16 protein-coding genes and 1 pseudogene are annotated in these 17,494 nt (G+C 74.8%); 6 read left to right on the top strand and 11 right to left on the bottom strand.

Annotation, left to right across the window (positions count from 1 at the left end; genetic code table 11):
* Window positions 1-43 precede the first annotated feature (43 nt).
* Window positions 44-922: a helix-turn-helix transcriptional regulator gene (locus AACH11_RS11940; RefSeq protein ID WP_341374456.1), complete on the top strand. Its 879-nt coding sequence runs from the start codon at window positions 44-46 to the stop codon at window positions 920-922.
* 91 nt (window positions 923-1,013) lie between these two features.
* On the top strand, window positions 1,014-1,880 hold the full coding sequence (locus tag AACH11_RS11935; protein WP_341374455.1) for a DMT family transporter: 867 nt from the start codon (window positions 1,014-1,016) through the stop codon (window positions 1,878-1,880).
* 70 nt (window positions 1,881-1,950) lie between these two features.
* Here the strand turns inward: AACH11_RS11935 and AACH11_RS11930 are convergent, their stop codons facing one another.
* The 3 genes from AACH11_RS11930 to AACH11_RS11920 are packed head-to-tail and all read right to left on the bottom strand — an operon-like array spanning window position 1,951 to window position 5,109.
* On the bottom strand, window positions 1,951-3,039 hold the full coding sequence (locus AACH11_RS11930) for a tripartite tricarboxylate transporter substrate-binding protein (protein ID WP_341374454.1): 1,089 nt from the start codon (window positions 3,037-3,039) through the stop codon (window positions 1,951-1,953).
* Window positions 3,015-4,463, bottom strand: coding sequence for a sensor histidine kinase (locus tag AACH11_RS11925; protein ID WP_341374453.1), 1,449 nt, complete (start codon window positions 4,461-4,463; stop codon window positions 3,015-3,017). The genes AACH11_RS11930 and AACH11_RS11925 overlap by 25 nt, the downstream gene beginning before the upstream one ends.
* Window positions 4,429-5,109, bottom strand: coding sequence for a response regulator (locus AACH11_RS11920; protein ID WP_341374452.1), 681 nt, complete (start codon window positions 5,107-5,109; stop codon window positions 4,429-4,431). The genes AACH11_RS11925 and AACH11_RS11920 overlap by 35 nt, the downstream gene beginning before the upstream one ends.
* A gap of 149 nt (window positions 5,110-5,258) precedes the next feature.
* Between AACH11_RS11920 and AACH11_RS11915 the strand changes: the two genes are divergently transcribed.
* The gene (locus AACH11_RS11915) at window positions 5,259-6,266 is read left to right on the top strand and encodes a Bug family tripartite tricarboxylate transporter substrate binding protein (protein ID WP_341374451.1); all 1,008 of its coding nucleotides are present in this window, start codon (window positions 5,259-5,261) and stop codon (window positions 6,264-6,266) included.
* Between the two features lie 70 nt (window positions 6,267-6,336).
* Here AACH11_RS11915 and AACH11_RS11910 read toward each other — a convergent pair whose 3' ends face one another.
* On the bottom strand, window positions 6,337-6,960 hold the full coding sequence (locus AACH11_RS11910) for a hypothetical protein (protein WP_341374450.1): 624 nt from the start codon (window positions 6,958-6,960) through the stop codon (window positions 6,337-6,339).
* Window positions 6,961-7,202: 242 nt separating this feature from the next.
* On the opposite strand from AACH11_RS11910, the gene AACH11_RS11905 reads away from it, so the two are divergent.
* Both AACH11_RS11905 and AACH11_RS11900 read left to right on the top strand, forming a co-directional pair.
* On the top strand, window positions 7,203-8,909 hold the full coding sequence (locus AACH11_RS11905; RefSeq protein WP_341374449.1) for a sensor histidine kinase: 1,707 nt from the start codon (window positions 7,203-7,205) through the stop codon (window positions 8,907-8,909).
* Entirely contained in the window at window positions 8,906-9,640 is a 735-nt protein-coding gene (locus tag AACH11_RS11900; RefSeq protein WP_341374448.1) for a response regulator transcription factor, read from the top strand. The genes AACH11_RS11905 and AACH11_RS11900 overlap by 4 nt, the downstream gene beginning before the upstream one ends.
* 18 nt (window positions 9,641-9,658) lie before the next feature.
* Here the strand turns inward: AACH11_RS11900 and AACH11_RS11895 are convergent, their stop codons facing one another.
* From AACH11_RS11895 to AACH11_RS11870, 6 genes are all read right to left on the bottom strand, one after another.
* Window positions 9,659-10,021: a copper-binding protein gene (locus AACH11_RS11895; RefSeq protein WP_341374447.1), complete on the bottom strand. Its 363-nt coding sequence runs from the start codon at window positions 10,019-10,021 to the stop codon at window positions 9,659-9,661.
* A gap of 15 nt (window positions 10,022-10,036) precedes the next feature.
* Window positions 10,037-11,434 (bottom strand): multicopper oxidase family protein, encoded by a 1,398-nt coding sequence (locus AACH11_RS11890; protein ID WP_341374446.1) that lies wholly within the window; start codon window positions 11,432-11,434, stop codon window positions 10,037-10,039.
* A gap of 20 nt (window positions 11,435-11,454) precedes the next feature.
* Window positions 11,455-12,951 carry a TolC family protein gene (locus tag AACH11_RS11885; RefSeq protein ID WP_341374445.1) on the bottom strand — a complete coding sequence of 499 codons (1,497 nt, stop codon included), beginning with the start codon at window positions 12,949-12,951 and terminating at the stop codon, window positions 11,455-11,457.
* A gap of 347 nt (window positions 12,952-13,298) precedes the next feature.
* A complete protein-coding gene (locus AACH11_RS11880) occupies window positions 13,299-13,811 on the bottom strand; it encodes a hypothetical protein (protein WP_341374444.1) in 513 nt (170 codons plus the stop codon).
* A gap of 65 nt (window positions 13,812-13,876) precedes the next feature.
* Window positions 13,877-15,739 (bottom strand): sensor histidine kinase, encoded by a 1,863-nt coding sequence (locus tag AACH11_RS11875; RefSeq protein ID WP_341374443.1) that lies wholly within the window; start codon window positions 15,737-15,739, stop codon window positions 13,877-13,879.
* Window positions 15,740-15,772: 33 nt separating this feature from the next.
* Window positions 15,773-16,297: an acyl-CoA thioesterase gene (locus tag AACH11_RS11870; protein ID WP_341374442.1), complete on the bottom strand. Its 525-nt coding sequence runs from the start codon at window positions 16,295-16,297 to the stop codon at window positions 15,773-15,775.
* 79 nt (window positions 16,298-16,376) lie between these two features.
* Between AACH11_RS11870 and AACH11_RS11865 the strand changes: the two are divergent.
* Window positions 16,377-16,589: pseudogene (locus AACH11_RS11865) on the top strand (hypothetical protein); the annotation flags it as partial.
* Window positions 16,590-16,624: 35 nt separating this feature from the next.
* Here the strand turns inward: AACH11_RS11865 and AACH11_RS11860 are convergent.
* On the bottom strand, window positions 16,625-16,999 hold the full coding sequence (locus AACH11_RS11860) for a DUF2185 domain-containing protein (protein ID WP_341374441.1): 375 nt from the start codon (window positions 16,997-16,999) through the stop codon (window positions 16,625-16,627).
* Between the last annotated feature and the right edge of the window lie 495 nt (window positions 17,000-17,494).

Raw genomic sequence — 17,494 nt, 5'->3', positions numbered from 1 at the left:
CCCAGCCCAGCCCAGCCCAGCCCCTTCGCCCCCCACTCCCACCATGTCCCCCGCCGCCCCCCGAGCCACCGATCCGGCGCTGACGCCCGAATTCAGCCTGCGCCGCTACGGGCCGCAGCAGCAGGCCCATGCCCACGGCCATGCCCAGCTGCTGTGGGCGCTCGACGGCACGCTGGACCTCGAGATCGACGGCCACGCCTGGCGGCTGGCCGCCGGCCAGGGCCTGGTGATCGCAGCCGGCGAATGGCATGCCTACGGTGCCGAGGCCGTCAGCCGCTGCCTGGTGCTGGACACGCCCGACGGCGGCTGGCCGGCGCGTGGCACCCGGCCGATGGCCGCCGGCCCGCTGCGCCAGCTGCTCGGCCATGTCGCGGACCGTCTGCAGGCCGGGCGGCCGCTGGCCCATGGCGCGGCGGCGCTGCTGCTGCGCGAGGCCTGTGCCGATGCCGGTCCGGGGCCGGCCGGGGCGGTGGCCACCGTCGGCGGCGCCGTCGGTCTGGCGCCGCGGGCGGCGCGCCCGGTGGACTGGGACGGGCTGGGGCAGTGGCTGAGCCAGCGCCTGGCCGCGCCGCTGCAGGCGCAGGATCTGGCCCGGCGCGCCGGCCTGGGCACCAGCCAGCTGCGCGCGCGCTGTCTGGCCGAGCGGGGCTGTACGCCGATGCAGTGGGTGCGCGCGCTGCGCCTGCAGCAGGCGCGGCGGTGGCGGGCCGACGGCCTGTCGGTGGCCGAGACCGCCCGCCGCGTCGGCTACGAGTCGCCCGCGGCGCTGACGGCCGCGCTGCGCCGCGAGGCCGCGCTGCATCGCGAGACCGCGGGGAGCGCAGGGATCGCCATGGCCGCCGTGGGCGACATCGCCCCCCTCGCCCCCTTCGCCGCCGCCGCCGCCCTCGACGCCCACGCACCCGCGAACCGCGGGCGCTGAGCCCCCCGGCCGGCGTCGCGCGATCACCGCACCGGCGTCGCGCGATGGTCGGCCGCGCCGGTGCGCCAGCGCCGGGCCTATGCTCGGGCCCATGTCCCGTTCCGATCTGCTGGCGCTGTCCGCCATCGTGATGTGGGGAGGTCTGGCCGCGCTCGGTGTCAGCCTGTCCCATGTGCCCCCGTTCCTGCTGACCGGCCTCGGCCTGCTGGTGGGCAGCCTGATCGCCTTGCCCCTGTCGCGCTTCAGGCCCGCGGCCTGGAAGGTGCCGCTGCCGACGCTGGCGCTCGGCCTCTACGGCCTGTTCGGCTTCCACCTGCTGCTGTTCATCGCGCTGCGCACGGCGCCGCCGGTGCAGGCCAATCTGGTCAATTACCTGTGGCCCCTGGGCATGGTGGTGCTGGCGCCGCTGCTGCTGCCGGGATCGACGCTGCGCCTGCGGCAGGTGGTGGCGGCCGTGCTGGGCTTCGCCGGCGCGGCGCTGGCCATCCTGGGCCGCAGCGGCGACGCGGCGCCGGCCGGTGCGGCCGCGGGCGCGCTCGATGCCGCCTGGCATCCGGGTTATGCCTTCGCGCTGGCCTCGGCCTTCGTCTGGGCCAGCTACTCGCTGCTGACGCGCCGCGTGCCCCCGTTCCCGACGGCGGCGGTCGGCAGCTTCGCGCTGGCCTCGGGCCTGCTGTCGCTGGCCTGCCACGCCGTGTTCGAGCCGCCGGCCGCGCTGTCGGCCCGCGATGTGGCCTTGATCGTCGCGCTCGGCCTGGGGCCGTTGGGCGGCGCCTTCTTCCTCTGGGATGCGGCGCTCAAGCAGGGCCAGCCGCAGCGCATCGGTCTGCTCGCCTTCCTGACGCCGCTGCTGTCGACGCTGGTGGTGGTGTGGACCACCGGCCAGTCGCTGAGCGCCTCGGTGGTGCTGGCGGCCGCGCTGATCGTCGGTGCGGCCTGGTGGGGCAGCCGCGGCTGAGCGGGCGCAGCGGCGGCGTCAGCGCCAGCCCGGCCCGCCCCGCCCCCCGGCGCGCCCAGGCCCGGGCCCGTCAGCGCAGCGGCCGGGCGGCCAGACCGTAGGGCGCCACCAGGGCCGCATAGTCGGCCAGCTGGCGCGTGACCTCGGCCTGCAGCGCGTGGCCGGTCAGCGCCAGCGGCTGCAGGCCGGCGGCGCGCACCCGCTCGGCATGGGCGGCGCCGGCCAGCCCGCGTTCGAGCCGGGCCTGCACGGCGGCCCGCCGGGCCGGCGCCATGTCGGCGCTGGCATAGACGCCGCGCAGGATCGGCCACTGCAGGTCCAGCCCCTGCTCGATGGCCGTGGGCACGGCCTGCAGGCGGCCGTCCAGGCGCCGCGGCGCCAGCACCGCCAGCAGGCGCAGCGGCGCGCCGTCGCGCAGCGCCGGCAGCAGCTCGGCCACATCCCCGCACAGCACGCCCGCGTGGCCGTTGAGCAGCGCGCGCTGCGCGTCGCCGCCGCCCTCGAAGGCCAGCACCCGCAGCGCGCGGTGGCTGACCCCCGCGCCGCGCGCCAGCAGGGTGGTCTTCAGCCAGTCCTGGCTGCCGATGGTGCCGCCGGTGGCGAAGGTGATCGCGGCCGGATCGGCCCGCAGCGCCTGCAACAGCGCGCCCAGCCGCGGCCAGGGGGCGTCGCGGTGGACGGCGACGGCGCCGTGGTCCCGCGCCAGGCCGGCCATCCAGCACACGCGCTCGGGCGACCAGGCGCCGAAGCGGCCCTGGGCCAGGTTCAGCAGCGTGCCGCTGGAGAAGGCGACCAGCGCGTCGTCGTCGGGCCGCAGGCCCTGGACCAGCGCCTGCCAGGTCAGTGCGCCGATGCCGCCGGGCTGGTAGCGCCGCTGGGGCGTGCCGTCGCCACCATCGAGCAGCGGCTGCAGCAGCGTGCAGGTCAGGTCGAAGCCGCCGCCGGCCTTGGCCGGCACGATGCAGCGTGCGACGCGCGCCGCGCCCGGGCCCACCGCTGACGCCGCCGTGGCCGTTGACGCCGCCGCGGCCTTCGGCGGCGATGCGGCCGGTGCCGCGACCGCGCGGCCCGGCCCGGTGCCGGGGCCGGCGAGCAGGGCGGCGGCGGTCGTCGGCCCGCACAGGGCCCGGCGGATCAGGTGGCGGCGGTGGGCGTCCATGGGGTGTCCGGCAGGGGCCAGAGCAGGCACACGCGCAGGCCGGGCGCGGCGGTGGCGGCCGCGGCCGCCAGGGTGAGCTGGCCGCCGTGGCGTTCGGCCACCGCGCGGGCCATCGCCAGGCCCAGCCCGGCCCCGCGGCTGCCGCGGCCCTTGGCGAAGCGCTGGCCGGCCCGTGCCTGCAGATCCTCGGGCAGGCCCGGTCCGGCATCGATGACCGACAGCCGGGCCCAGGTCGTGGCCTCCGCCACGCCCGCGGGCGCCGGCCCGGCCGGCCGTACGGCGGCCTCGATCGTCACCGGCCCCGCGCCGTGCACCAGTGCGTTGTGGGCGAGGTTGGTCAGCGCCTCGCGCCACAGCAGGCGGTCGCCGTGCACCGGCAGCGGACCGTCCGGCGCCTCGACGCCGAAATCGATGCCGGCCGTCCGGGCCTGCGGCAGCAGCGCCAGCGCCACCTCGCGCGCCAGATCGCCGAGATCGAAGGCCTCGGGCTGCAGCTCGGCCGCATCGGCGCGGGCCAGGCGCAGCAGCTGGTCGGTGGCGCGGCTGGCGTGGGCCAGCTCGCCCGACAGCGCCTCCAGCGCGGCACGGCGTTCGGCCGGATCGGCGGTGCGCCGCGCGTAGTCGAGCTGCGCCCGCAGCGTGGTCAGCGGCGTGCGCAGCTGGTGCGAGGCGTCATCGACGAACTGCCGGCGCTGGGCCAGCAGCGCCGCGGTGCGGGCCAGCTGGGCGTTGATCGCCGCCAGCAGCGGCTGCAGGTCGGCGCTCAGGCCGTCGTCGGGCAGCGGGTCCAGCGCCTGGGGCGGGCGATCGCGGGTGGCCTGCACCAGCGCGCGCACCGGCCGCAGCGCCAGCGTGGCCGCCACCGCCACCAGCAGCGCCAGCAGCGCCAGCAGCAGCAGATCGCGCACCAGCGCCTGCCGCACGAAGGTGGCGGCGAAGCGCTGGCGCGAGCCGGTGGCCTCGGCCACCTGGATCACCACGCCGCGCGCCTGGCCCACCGGCGGGCGCAGCGGCCGCCACAGCGCGCCCACGCGCACCGGCTGGTCGAAGTACACCGCGTCGTAGAACTGCGGCGTGCCCTCGCGCAGCGGCCGGGGCGGTGCGGGCAGATCGGGCGCGCCGATCTCGACCAGGCCGTCGTCGGTGGCCACGCGGTAGTGGACGGGGCCGTCGGCGCTGAGGGCGAAGAACTCGAACAGCGTCCACGGCTGCTCGACCGACAGCCCGCCCGAGGCGGTCGAGATGCCCTGGTCCAGGCCCTTGATCGCACCCATCAGCGAGCGGTCGAAGGCCGCGTCGGCCGCGCGCAGCGCGTCCACCCGCGTCGCCCACAGGCTCAGGCCCAGCACCAGGGCGAGCGCCGGCAGCACCAGCGCCAGCAGGCGCTGCCTAAGCGTGGCCTGACGGATCGGCTTCCAGCGCATAGCCCAGGCCGCGGTAGGTCCGGATGTGCACGCCGCGCCCTTCGAGGCGGCGCCGCAGGCGGTGCATCAGCACGTCGAGGGCGGCCGGCTGCACGTCGGTCTCGTCGTCGAAGACGCGGTCGAACAGCGCCTGGCGGGCCATCGGCTCGCCGCTGCGCACGATCAGCGCGCGCAGCAGGCGCTGCTCGCGCGGGGTCAGGGCCAGCACCTCGTCGGCCAGCGTGAAGTGGCGGGCCACGGTGTCGAACTGCAGCGGGCCGCAGGCCAGGCGCGGATGGGCGTTGCCGCGCGCGCGGCGCACCAGCGCCGTCAGCCGCGCCTCCAGCTCCTCCAGCGCGAAGGGCTTGGGCAGGAAGTCGTCCGCGCCCAGGTTCAGCAGCGCCACCCGCTCGGCCAGCGTGTCGCGCGCGGTCAGCACCAGCACGGGCAGCGGGCTGGCGCGCTCGCGCAGGCGGCGCAGCAGGCTGGCGCCGTCGAGCCCGGGCAGGCCGAGATCGAGCACCAGCGCGTCGTGGTCGCCGTCGATCAGCGCGCGTTCGGCCAGACGGCCGTCGTCGAGCCAGTCGACGCGGAAGCCGGACTGGGCCAGGGCCTTGCTCAGCCATTCGCCCAGCGCGTGTTCGTCTTCGGCCAGCAGGATGTGCATGCGGCGGATTGTGGCGGCAGCCCGCACGGCCGCCCGGCCGACGCGCTGAGAGAAGACTGAAAGGTGGCCTGCGGCACAGTGCGCGCCACGCTGCGGCCGCCGGCAGGTGCCGGTGCAGCCGCAGGGATCCCGATCCAGGAGACAGACCGATGACCGCACCGACCCACGGCGAGCGCCGTGCATTCCTCCAGCGCCTGGCTGCCCTCGGCAGCGTGGGCGCCGGCAGCCTGGGCCTGGCCGACGCCGCCCACGCCAGCGAGGCCTGGCCCTCGCGCTCGATCCGCCTGGTGGTGCCCTTCGCCCCCGGCGGCAGCTCGGAGATCATCGCCCGCCTGACCGCGGCCGAGATGGCCAAGACGCTGGGCCAGTCGGTCTACGTCGACAACAAGCCGGGCGGTGCCGGCAACGTGGCGATGCAGGAGGTGGCGCGCGCCGACGACGGCCACACGCTGATCCTGGGCCACATCGGCACGCTGGCGGTCAACCCGTACATCTTCCCCAAGCTGCCCTACGACGCCGAGCGCGACTTCAAGCCCGTCTCGCTGCTGGCCAAGGTGCCCAGCCTGTATCTGGTGCGCCCGGACTGCCCGGCGCGCAACCTCAAGGAGTTCGTCGAGCTGATGCGCAAGAACCCGGGCCGGCTGAGCTATGGCTCGGCCGGCAACGGCAGCGCCGGCCATCTGGCGATGGAGTACCTGAAGATGGCCAGCAGCACCTTCATGCTGCACGTGCCCTACCGCGGCACCGGTCCGATGATGACCGACCTGCTGGCCGGCCGCCTCGATGCCGCGTCCGTCGGCGCGCCGGCGGTCATGGGCTTCATCAAGGCCGGCAAGCTGCGCTGCATCGCCACCGGCACCACCGAGCGCCTGGCCGCGCTGCCCGATGTGCCGACCGTGGCCGAGCAGGGCTTCCCGGGCTTCGAGATGACGCAGTGGTACGGCCTGATGGCACCGGCGAAGCAGCCGGCCGATCAGGTCGCCCGTCTGGCCGAGGCCGCCGGCACCGCGCTGCGCCAGGCGAGCTCGCGCGAGAAGCTGGCGCAGGAGGCGGCCCAGGGCATCGGCGGCAGCCCGGCCGACTTCGCCCGCTTCATCGCCGCCGAGCAGAAGCGCTGGAAGGCGGTGGTGGCGCGGGCGCAGATCAAGCCGGACTGACCGGACTGACCGGACTGACAGGCCTGATCGGACCGACCGGTCCGGGGCCGGATGCCGGCCCCCGTGCCGCTCACTTCGGGTCGTATTCCAGCGACGAGTGGTGCAGCACGATGCGCAGGCGGCCGGCGTCGTCCTTCACGTAGCCCCAGGTCTTGTCGACCGTGGTCACCTTGCCGTCCTTGCCGGTGAAGTGCACCTTGCCCAGGGTGGTGGCGCTGTCGCCGGCGATGAACACGCCGGCGTTGGCCACCTCGCACTTCGTCCAGCCCTTGAGGGCGAAGCCGGTGTCCTTCGGGTAGGTCGGATCGTCGCCGACGAAGTACGACAGCGCGCCGGCCCGTGTGGTGCGGAAGGTCTGCGGGTTGACCGTCAGCGTGGGCTTGAACAGCACGGCGCCCATCTGGTAGCCGTAGGCCGCGTCGATCACCTGGCCGGCCAGCGCCTTGGCGGCCGCCTTGCCGCTGCGGGCGTAGGTGGCGCTGATGTCGGTCAGGGCCGCACACCAGGCCTGTTGGGCGGCCAGCACCTCGGTCTCGGTGATGGCCTGGTTGACGAGGGTGGTGGTCTGGGCACCGGCGGTGGCCGGGGCCAGGGCGGCCGCCAGGGCCAGCGCGCAGGTGGCGGCGGTGGCGGCGGTGGTCGCGGTGGTGGAGGCCGTGGCCGAGGCGGTGCGGGAGAACTGCAGGGTCTTCATGATCGGGGGACGGTTCGTCGCAGGGGCCGGGCGCGGGCCCGGCCGTGTCGGGGTGGGGGCCCGGCGGGGGCGGAGGGTGGCCGGCATGCCGGCCTCTCCGTCCGGGCTCTGCGGCATTGGATGCAGGCGGCTTGACGCCGCGCTGAAGCCGGCATGAGCTGCCGCTGACAGCCAGATGAACGGCCGATGACAGCGCCGCCACGGCTGCGCACAGGCCGACCCGGCCCCGCACAATCGGGGTCATGTTCCGCCGTCGCCTGACCGTCGCCCTGATCAGCTTCGCCTCGGTGCTGCTGCTGACCGCCGTGCTGGCCGTCGCCACGCTCGCCGTCACCGAACGCCAGGTCGTGCGGGGCCGGGTGGCCGGCGACATCGCTACCGGCTACGTGCAGCTGTCCGCACAGAAACAGCGTTTGCGCACCTGGGTCGCGCAGCTGCAGCAGGGTCTGCAGCCCGATCCCGGCGTGCGCACCGAGCTGCAGGCCGCGCTGGCAGGCACCGTGCAGCGGCTCAAGGGCCTGGTCGGCCAGGCCCGTGCGCTCGACGACAGCGAGGCCGCCGGTGCCGAGCACCAGCGCCGCAGCGAGACGCTGCAGCAGCTGCAGACCGGCCTGGTCGCGCTGCTGCAGGCGGTCGATCAGGTGCGCCCGCTGGGCGATGATCCGCACCCGGCCCAGGCCTGGCAGGCGCTGGCGCAGATGTTCGACATGCCGCAGGGCCTCGACATCCGCATGCTGATCGCCGAGAACATCGCGATCGAGGCGGCCTCGGTGCAGCGCGAGCGGGCGGCGGCCGATGCCACGCTGGCCGGCGTGCGCTGGCTGTGGCTGGCCGCCGCGCTGCTGCTGGCCAGTGCCGCGCTGGCCGTGGCCTGGCACTTCGACCGCGCGCTGCGCGACCCGCTGCAGCAGCTCAACGAAGGCGCCCAGGCGCTGCAGGCCGGCCGCCTGGGCCACCGCATCGCCTACCGTGGCGAGGACGAGTTCGGCGCCGTCGCGCGCAGCGTCAACGCGCTGGCCGCCGAGCTGGAACAGCACCGCGAGCGCGAATCCGCCGACCGCCAGCGCCTGGAGGACCTGGTCGCCGTGCGCACCCGTGAGCTGGCCGATGCGCTGGCCTCGCTGCGCCAGGCCGACGGCCAGCGCCGCCGCCTGTTCGCCGACATCAGCCACGAGCTGCGCACCCCCACCACCGTCATCCGTGGCGAGGCCGAGATCACGCTGCGCGGCACCGACAAGCCGCCGGCCGAGTACCGCGAGGCGCTGCGCCGCATCGCCGAGACGGCCCGCCAGCTCGGCACCGTGATCGACGATCTGCTGGCGATGGCGCGCAGCGACATCGATGCGCTGTCGCTGACGCGCGAGACGGTGGACCTGGACGAGCTGGCCGCCCAGGCGCTGGAGCCCGCGGCCGCGCTGGCCAGCCGGCGCGGCGTGCAGCTGGAACTGCCGCCGCCGCGCAGCGGCGCCCATCTGGTGGCCGGCGATCCGCAGCGCCTGCGCCAGCTGCTGCTGGTGCTGCTGGACAACGCCACGCGCTACTCGCACGCCGGCGGCCGGGTCGAGCTGCGGCTGTGGCGCGCCGCTGCGCCGGGGCCGGGGCCGGGGCCCGGCCACGCGGCCGACGGGGTGTGCCTGGCCGTGCGCGACCACGGCATCGGCATCGATCCGGTCGAGCTGCCGCAGGTCTTCGAACGCCATTTCCGCGGTGCCCGGGCGCGCCGCCACAGCCCCGACGGCAGCGGCCTGGGCCTGTCGATCGCGCGCGTGCTGGCCCAGGCCCACGGCGGCCGTCTGCAGCTGGAGCCGGCCATCGGCGGCGGCACGCAGGCCACGCTGTGGCTGCCGCTGCAGCCCGCCACCGACGAGCTGCTGGCCGAGGCGGCGGGGCCGCCGCCGCAGGGCCTGCCATCGCCCGTCCACCGCCCGTCCACGCCGCCGCCCGCATGAACATCCTGATCATCGAGGACGATGCCCGCATCGCCGATTTCCTCGGCCGCGGCCTGCGCGCCGAGGGCCACCGCGTCGACATCGCCAGCGACGGCCGCCAGGGCCTGGAGGCCGCGCGCCAGGCCGCACGCGACGCCGCCACCGACGGCCGGCCCACGGTGCTGGTGCTCGACCTGATGCTGCCCGGCCTCGGCGGCCTGGAGATCTGCCAGACCCTGCGCGCCGAGGGCGTGGCGCTGCCGATCCTGATGCTGTCGGCGCTGGGCCGCGTCGAGGACCGCGTGGCCGGCCTGCGCCTGGGCGCCGACGACTACCTGCCCAAGCCCTTCGACTTCGAGGAGCTGCTGGCGCGGCTGGAATCGCTGTCCCGCCGCGGCCGGGAGCGGGCCCAGGCCAGCCCGGCACGCCTGGTCGTCGGCGATCTGACCTTCGACCGCGAGCGCATGCAGGCCCACCGTGGTGGCCGGCTGCTGGCGCTGACGGCGCGCGAACTGGCGCTGCTGGAGCTGATGATGAGCGCCCCCGGCCGCCTGTTCAGCCGCGAGCGCATCCTGGCCAACGTCTGGGGCGCCAGCGAGGACCCGCTGACCAACGTGGTCGATGTCTACATCCGCCGCCTGAGGGGCAAGATCGAGGCCGATGGCGAGCCGCCCCTGATCCACACCGTGCGCGGCCTGGGCTACCGGCTGGAGACCGTGGCCCCGGCGGACAACGGACGCACCGCCCCCTGAGCGCGGCGGCGGGCCGGCTCAGCGCGCGGCCGGGGCGATCCGGGTCACGGTCAGGCCGGTGGTGCGGCGTTCGACCGTGAAGCGCACCGCGTCGCCGATCTGGAGCCCGTCCAGCAGCGCCGGGTCGGCGACGCGGAAGACCATCGTCATCGGCGGCATCGACAGCTGCGGCAGCGGGCCGTGGCGCAGCGTGAGCCGGCCCTGCGCGGCATCGACCTTGCGTACCTCGCCGTCGACCCAGTCGGCCTCGACTGCGGCCGCGGCCGCGGTGGCGGAGGCCGACGGGTCGGCGGGCGCGGACTGTGCACGGGCCGCGCCGGTGGCCGCCAGGGCCAGGGTGAGCGCGAGCAGCAGGGGGGTCAGGTACCGGTTCCGGTTCATCGGGAGCTCCTCAGGTCAGTGGCCATGGTGGGTGCCGCCGGGCGTGGTGCCGGACGTGGTGCCGGGCTTGCGCACCGGCAGCGTGCGGGCGTCGGCCGCGGGCGCCGTGGCGCGGGCCGGCGCGGGCGGCTCGGCCGTGTACTCGCTGGCCAGCGTGCCCGCAGGATGGGCGTAAGGTCCGGGGTCCTTCCAGTCGCCGGGCTGCAGGTCGTCGCGCACCTTGACGACGCTGAACATGCCGCCCATGCCCACCGGGCCGAAGGGCCCGCTGCCGGTCATCATCGGCAGCGTGTTGTCGGGCAGCGGCATCTCCATCTCGGCCATCTCGTGCATGCCGTGCTCGCCCATGGCCATGTAGTCGGGCACCAGGCGGCTGAGGCGTTCGGCCAGGTCGGCCTGCTTCACGCCGATCATGTTGGGCACGCCGTGGCCCATGGCGTTCATCGTGTGGTGGCTCTTGTGGCAGTGGATGGCCCAGTCGCCGGCCATCGCGTCGAACTCGAAGGCGCGCATCTGGCCCACCGCCACGTCGGTCGTCACCTCGGGCCAGCGGGCCGATTTCGGCACCCAGCCGCCATCGGTGCCGGTCACCTCGAAGTGCGGGCCGTGCATGTGGATCGGGTGGTTGGTCATCGTCAGGTTGCCGACCCGGATGCGCACCCGCTCACCCGTGCGGGCCACGAAGGGGTCGATGCCGGGAAAGGCGCGGCTGTTCCAGGTCCAGAGGTTGAAGTCCAGCATGGTGTTGACGCGCGGCGTCGCGGCCCCCGGCGTGATGTCGTAGGCGTTGAGCAGGAAGCCGTAGTCGCGGTCGACCCGGTGCTGGCGCGGGTCCTTCGGGTGGACGATGAACAGGCCCATCATGCCCATGGCCATCTGCACCATCTCGTCGGCATGCGGGTGGTACATGAAGGTGCCGGCGCGCTGCAGCGTGAACTCGTAGACCCAGGTCTTGCCCGGGGCGATCGGCGGCTGGGTCAGCCCCGCGACGCCGTCCATGCCGCTGGGCAGCAGGATGCCGTGCCAGTGCACCGTCGTCACCTCGGGTAGCTTGTTGGTGACGAAGATGCGGATGCGGTCGCCCTCGACGGCCTGGATGGTGGGGCCGGGGCTGCTGCCGTTGTAGCCCCACAGGCGCGCCGTCATGCCGGGGGCGATCTCGCGCACCACCGGCTCGGCCACGAGGTGGAATTCCTTGACCCCGTCCTTCATGCGCCACGGCGCGGACCAGCCGTTGAGCGTGACCAGCGGCTGGTAGGGCCGGCCGTCGGGCGGTGGCGGCGGGGGCAGGGTGGCGGCGGAGGTCTCGACCGCGGCCTCGGGCAGCAGGGCGGCACCGGCGCGGCTGACGGCGCCGGCCCCGATCAGGGTGGCACCGGCACTGCGGAAGAACTGTCGACGTGAGGAGCTCATGGGCGTCGTGCCTGCGGGCATCAATGGGCATCGCCGCGGCTGGCCGCGGCAGGGGAGGTGGCGGGGCCGGGCGCACCCAGCGCGCCGGGCGAGCGGCCCTGCAGCGCCAGCTGCAGATCGGCCGCGGCCAGCCAGTGCGCGCGCAGCGCTTCGATGGCGCCGCTGACGGCCTGGGCCTGCTCGCGCGCATCGGCCAGCAGATCGAACACGCTGGCCAGCATGCCGTTGTAGAGCAGCAGCTGCTGCTCGGAGATCTGCTGGCGCAGCGGCACCACCTCGTCGCGGTAGAGCCGTGCCAGCTCCCAGGCGGCGCGGTAGGCCGAGCCGGCCTCGCGCGCCTCGGATTGCGCCTGCACCTCCAGCGCGGCCAGCTGCTGCAGCTGCTGCGCGTGGCGGGCGGCGGCCTCGGCCCGCGTGCTGCTGCCGGCCAGTGCATCCAGCGGCAGGCCGGCCTCCAGCTCCCAGCCGCGGGCGCTGCCGTCGGCTGTGCTCTGGCGCACCAGGCCGGCGTGCAGGCCGTCGAGCCAGCGCGTCTGGCCGCTCAGCCCGAGCGTGCGGGCGCTGGCCTCGGCGCCCTGGCGGGCGGCCTGCAGGTCCAGCCGGCGCGCCAGCGCGGTCTGCTCCAGCGTGGGCTCGTCCGGCGCACGGGCCGGCAGCTCGGGCAGGCGGTCGGGCAGTTGCAGCCTGCCGTGCTGCGCCTGCAGGCCCAACGCGCGCACCAGCGCCTCACGCGTGGCCTGCGCCTGGTGGCGGGCCCGCGTCAGGGCGGCGCTGGCATCGGCGCGGAAGGCCTGCTCGCGCAGGCGCTCCAGCGGGCTGAAGTGGCCGGCCTCGGCCATGCGGCCGGCCAAGGTGTGGGCGGTGTCGGCGGCCTCGTGCACGCGTTCGGCCTGGCGCAGCAGCTGGCGCGCGGCCACGGCCTGGATCCAGGCCTTGCGGGCCTCGGCGGCCAGCGCCACGGTGTCGGCCGCCAGCTGCCACTGGGCCTGCTCGAAGCGCTGCTGGCCGATGCGCGAGGTCTGCGGCAGCGTCAACAGGCCCAGCAGGTTGACGCCCAGGGCCCGCTCGATCTCCAGCCCGTCATGGCCGCTCATGCGGCTGAAGCCGAAGGTCAGGCCCGGCAGGCGGCCGGCGCGCACGCGCTCGGCCTCGGCGATGCCCAGCCCGGCCTGGGCGGCCTGCAGCGCCGGGTTGTTCAGCAGCGCGATCTCGGCCGCCGCCTCGGCCGACAGCGGGCTGCCCAGCAGCTGATCGACCCGCTCGCGGGCGGCGGCGCGCGTGGGCTCGTCATGCGGCGTGCGCACGTCCAGGCCGGTGCGCTCGCGCGCCAGGGCCTGCACGCGGTCGCGGCCGCCGTCGGGGCTGAAGCCGGCGCAGCCGGCCAGCACCAGCGTGGCCAGCAGCGTCGTCAGGCCGAGGCCCGCGCGTCGGGGTGCCGGCCGGCGGGCCGATCGGCTGCGCTCCGCCGCAGCGCGCGCGGCGGGGACGGTGGGCGAAGGGGTCCGGGCATGGGCCACCGTGTGGGGCGGTGTGTCGGCCGGTGACGGGGCCGATGGAGGTGCTGATGAAGGTGCCGATGAAGGGGCCGATGAAGGGGCCGATGGATGGGCCGACGGGCCGCCCCGTGCAGGGGCGCGCGCAGCGAGATCAGGAATGGGCATGGCCGTAGGGCCGGCGCACAGGCCGGCAGAACGTGTCGGGGCGCCCCCGGTCGGCCAACAGGCCGATCGAGGGGCTCAAAAAGGGCAGGACGGCAGGACGGCAGGAGACCGTGCCGCGGCGCGGCCACGGCAGCACCGGGGCAGACCATCCGCGCGCGCTTGCCAGCGTGCGGGCGCGATGCCGCCGCCGGGGCCGTGGTGCGTCAGCCCTTGGGCGGACGTTCCAGACCGTCCGGCACCCAGGCCAGGACGGGCAGCGCAGGCGCCGGGAAGCGTGCGCCGCTGGCCACCGGTTCGGGGCGCCAGTCGTGCGCGTCGGTCGGCAGCGGGAGCCACAGGCAGCCGGCCACGCACAGCTGGCAGCTGGCGTGGTGCGGACTTCCGTCGTGGGGCAGCCCGGCCGCCGCCACGCCGGCGTCACCGGCATCACCCGCATCACCCGCATCACCCGCCTGCGCGGCCGCGCCGAGGCCGCTGGCCGTGGGCGGCAGCACCGCGCCGTGCGGGCAGTCGTCGTGCGGCGATGGCGGGGCCGATGCGCGGGCCTCGCTGTGCTCCGGCGCCGTCATCGGGTGCCCGGCCGCCTCAATGACCGCCTCGACGGCCGGCAGCGGTGCTGCCAGCGTCGCGCAGGCCATCGCCGCCGCGAGTGCGCCGCGCAGCGGCAGCAGCACGCACAGCAGCAGCACCCAGACGAGACGCCCGCGACCTTTCATGGCGCCGCAGCATAGCAGGCAGGCCGGCCCAGGCCACGCCGGCGCGGGCCGGCCGCTGATGCCGCTCAATCCACCGGCGGCACGCGGCGCGGACCACCGGCGGCCGCGGTCGCGTCCGGGCCGAAGGGCAGGGCCAGCGTGAAGCAGGCGCCCTCGCCCGGGCGGGAGCGCAGCGTCAGCGTGCCGCCCAGCACCCCGGCCACCGCCCGCGCCAGCGCCAGGCCCAGACCGGTGCCGCCGTGCTGCACCGCGATGTCGCCGCTGCCCTGGCGGAAGCGCTCGAAGACCAGCTCCTGCAGGCCCTCGCCGATGCCCGGGCCGGTGTCCTCGACCTCGAACAGCAGCCGCCCGTCCTCGCAGCGCAGGCGCAGCAGCACGCCGCCGTCCGGGGTGAACTTCAGCGCGTTCGACATCAGGTTGTTGAGCACCTGCCGGATGCGCAGCGGATCGCTGACGATCTGCGCCGGCAGATCCGGCCCCAGCGACAGCTGCAGCTGCAGGCCCTTGGCCTCGGCCGCCAGCGTGTAGAAATCGACCGTGCCGCGCACCAGGGCCACCGGGTCCACCGGCTGCGGGTGCATCACCATCGCCCCGGCCTCGACCTTGGCCAGATCCAGGATCTCGTTGAGCAGGCCGTTCAGGTGCTCGGCGCCCTTGCGGATCAGGCCGGCCTGCTCGCGCAGCTGGGGCTGATCCAGCCGCAGCTGCAGCAGCTCGGCGAAGCCGCGGATCGAGGTCAGCGGCGTGCGCAGCTCGTGCGAGACCGCGGCCAGGAACTCGCTCTTGGCCTGGTTGGCCGCCTGGGCCCGGGATTCGCTCAGGCGCAGCGCGCGGTTGGTGCGCTCCAGCCGGCGCAGGCCGATGACGAACACCAGTGCCGTCGTCACCACCACCGCGCTCAGCAGCAGGGCCAGCAGCAGCAGCAGGTGGCGCGTCTGGCGCCATTCCCCCAGCGCCTCGTCGTGGCCGCTGAAGACCAGCACGTGCAGCGGATAGTCCGCCACCCGCTGGCTGGAGACCAGCAGCGCCGTCGCATCGCCGTGCAGGTTCAGCTCGGTCTGGCGCAGCGGGCTGGCCAGCAGCTCCGCCAGGCCCGCGGCCGGCAGCAGCGTGCTGCCCATGCCCTCGGCCCGGCCACCGACGGCCTGCGCGCGCAGCGTGCGGTCGGCGCCCAGCAGCGCCACGCCGCCGGTGCGCCCCAGCGCCACCTGCTGGTAGAGCTGCTCGAAATAGGCCGGATCCAGCGAGGCCACCACCACGCCCGCCGTCCGGCCATCCGGCCCGTTGACCCGGCGCGAGAGCTGGATCGTCCAGCGCCCGGACACCTTGCCCAGCACCGGCCGGCCGATGAAGAGCCCGCCGGCCGCCGGCCTGGGCGCCACCCGCGGCGAGGGCCCGGCCAGCGGCTGCAGATGCACCCGCACGTGTTCACGGGCCGACAGATCGACCGCGCCCGTCTTGCGCCCGTCCGGATCCAGGTTGCTGCCGACGAAGCGCCCCTGCGCATCGACCAGCGACAGCTGCACCAGGATGTGCGGTGCCAGCCCCGTCTCGGCCGCCAGCCGCGGCAGATCGGCCGGCGTCACCGCGCGCTGCTGCCACAGATCCGCCAGCCGGATCAGCGACTGATCGGCGCCCTGCACCACGCGCAAGGTCTGCTCCGCCAGCACACCGGCCAGGTTGCCGTTCTGCCGCCACTCGGCCCGCAGCGCGTCCTGACGCTTGATCTGCAGCGCGGCGGCCACCGCCAGCCACACCACCAGCAGCAGCAGCAAGGCCAGCAGCAGCGCGATGCGGCTCAGCGGGGCCTGGCCGCGCAGCGCACGCCACACATGGCCGCCGACGCCGGGCGCCGCCGCGGCACGGCCGCCGGCCGCGGTTTCCGGGCTCAGACCGGCCGGCTGCGAGGAAGAAGGGCTGTCATTCACGCCCGCAAATGTAACCAGCCGATCGCCCGGGCCTCAGCCCGCCGGATCGAGCCCCGCCGCCGGGCTGTCCGGCCGATCGGGCAAGGCCCGCAGCGCGGCGTGGCGCTGCGCGATCTCCTGACGCATCTGACGGCGCACCAGCGCGGCCGCGTGGCGACGCCGCTGCTCGGGCGTGCGCAGCTGCAGCGCCGGCACGGCCACCGGCTTGCGCTCGTCATCGACCGCCACCATCGTGAAGAAGCAGCTGTTGGCGTGGCGCACCACCTGGGTGCGGATGTTCTCGGCCACCACCTTGATGCCGATCTCCATCGACGACTTGCCGGTGTGGTTGACCGAGGCCAGGAAGGTGACCAGCTCACCCACGTGGATGGGCTGCAGGAACATCACCTGATCGACCGACAGCGTCACCACATAACGCCCCGCATAGCGGCTGGCGCAGGCATACGCCACCTGGTCGAGAAACTTCAGGATCGTGCCGCCGTGGACATTGCCCGAGAAGTTGGCCATGTCCGGCGTCATCAGCACGGTCATCGAGAGTTGGTGGGTGGGCAGGTCCATGGGGGTGGCAGATGGCTGGAGGGACAGGCCGAGTATCCCTGCATCGGGCTGAGCGTCAGCCCGGCGTCAGCCTGCGGGGATGTCGCAGGCAAACTATGGGCCAGGTGTGTTCGCCGCGTCATCCGGATGGCCGTGGTCGGACCGGGCTGCAGCTTGCGGCGCTGGTGGGTTCTCGGCCTCCAACCCGTGGCGGATGAAGGGCCTGTTCGAGACCTACTGCGGCGCCGAAAAACTCGCACCACTGGCGCGAGAAATCGGCTGGAGCCACAACCTGCTGATCCTCGAACGCTGCAAGGATGCGCAACTGTTCCACCGGCAGCGACAGGCTCAATCGTCCTCGTCCTCGTCCTCGTCGTCGTCTTCCGGCGGCCAGGGCTGGACCGGCACGAAGGCCTCGGCGCCCTTGGCCTTCTCGAACGCGCAGCCGACCGGCTGCTGCAGCAGCGGGATCACGCTGGGATCGAGGTTGGCGATGGTGTTGACCGGGTACAGGCCGTGGTTGGTCGGGTCCTCCATCTCGTCGTCGCTCTCGTTGCCGGACAGGAAGCGCCAGCCGCTGTCGTCGGCGTTCCAGGGCTCCTCGCGGTACATGAAGCGCACGGGCTTGCCCTTGACCGTCACGTGATCGGTGGCGAGGCAGTTGCCCATGTCGGTGACCAGGGGCTGGATCTGGTCTTCGGGCAGGTGGAGTTTCTTGGCCATGGGCGTCGGGGGAGGGGGGATGAACGGTGAATGACCCGTCAGGGTACACGGCCGATCGGTGATCGGCCGTGGCGGGGCGTCGCCATCGCGGCATCGGTGTTGGACCGCCACGATGGCGGACTGAAGTGTCATCCCCTTGTTTCGGGATGGTCTGCGCAGATGTCTGACCCACAAAATGGGGGGCCGCAGGGCCCTGTTTCAGGGGCCTCCGATGCACGGCCTCTTGCGGGCCGGCTCGCGCCTGATGCTGCGGATGGACCTGCGCCCAGCGCATCTCCAGCATGTTCTGTCATCTTTCCGGCATCTGCGGGCCGCGACCGCACCGGGTCACGCTGCACGCCTGGCCCACCCCGATGCCGATTCCGGCGGTGCCCATGCCGCCCGTCCCACCCCATCCGAACGAACGTCTCCGGGCCACGGCGCCGCTGATCCGGCGGCTGGCGCGACTCATCTCGCCGATGGCCCATGTCGTCGATCCCGGTGGCCCGCCTGCCC

Origin of the sequence: Pseudaquabacterium rugosum (assembly GCF_038066575.1) — a bacterium.
Taxonomy (GTDB): Bacteria; Pseudomonadota; Gammaproteobacteria; order Burkholderiales; family Burkholderiaceae_C; genus Pseudaquabacterium; species Pseudaquabacterium rugosum.
The sequence above is the reverse complement of the archived record's forward strand: the minus strand, read 5'-3'. Positions and strand labels throughout refer to the sequence as shown.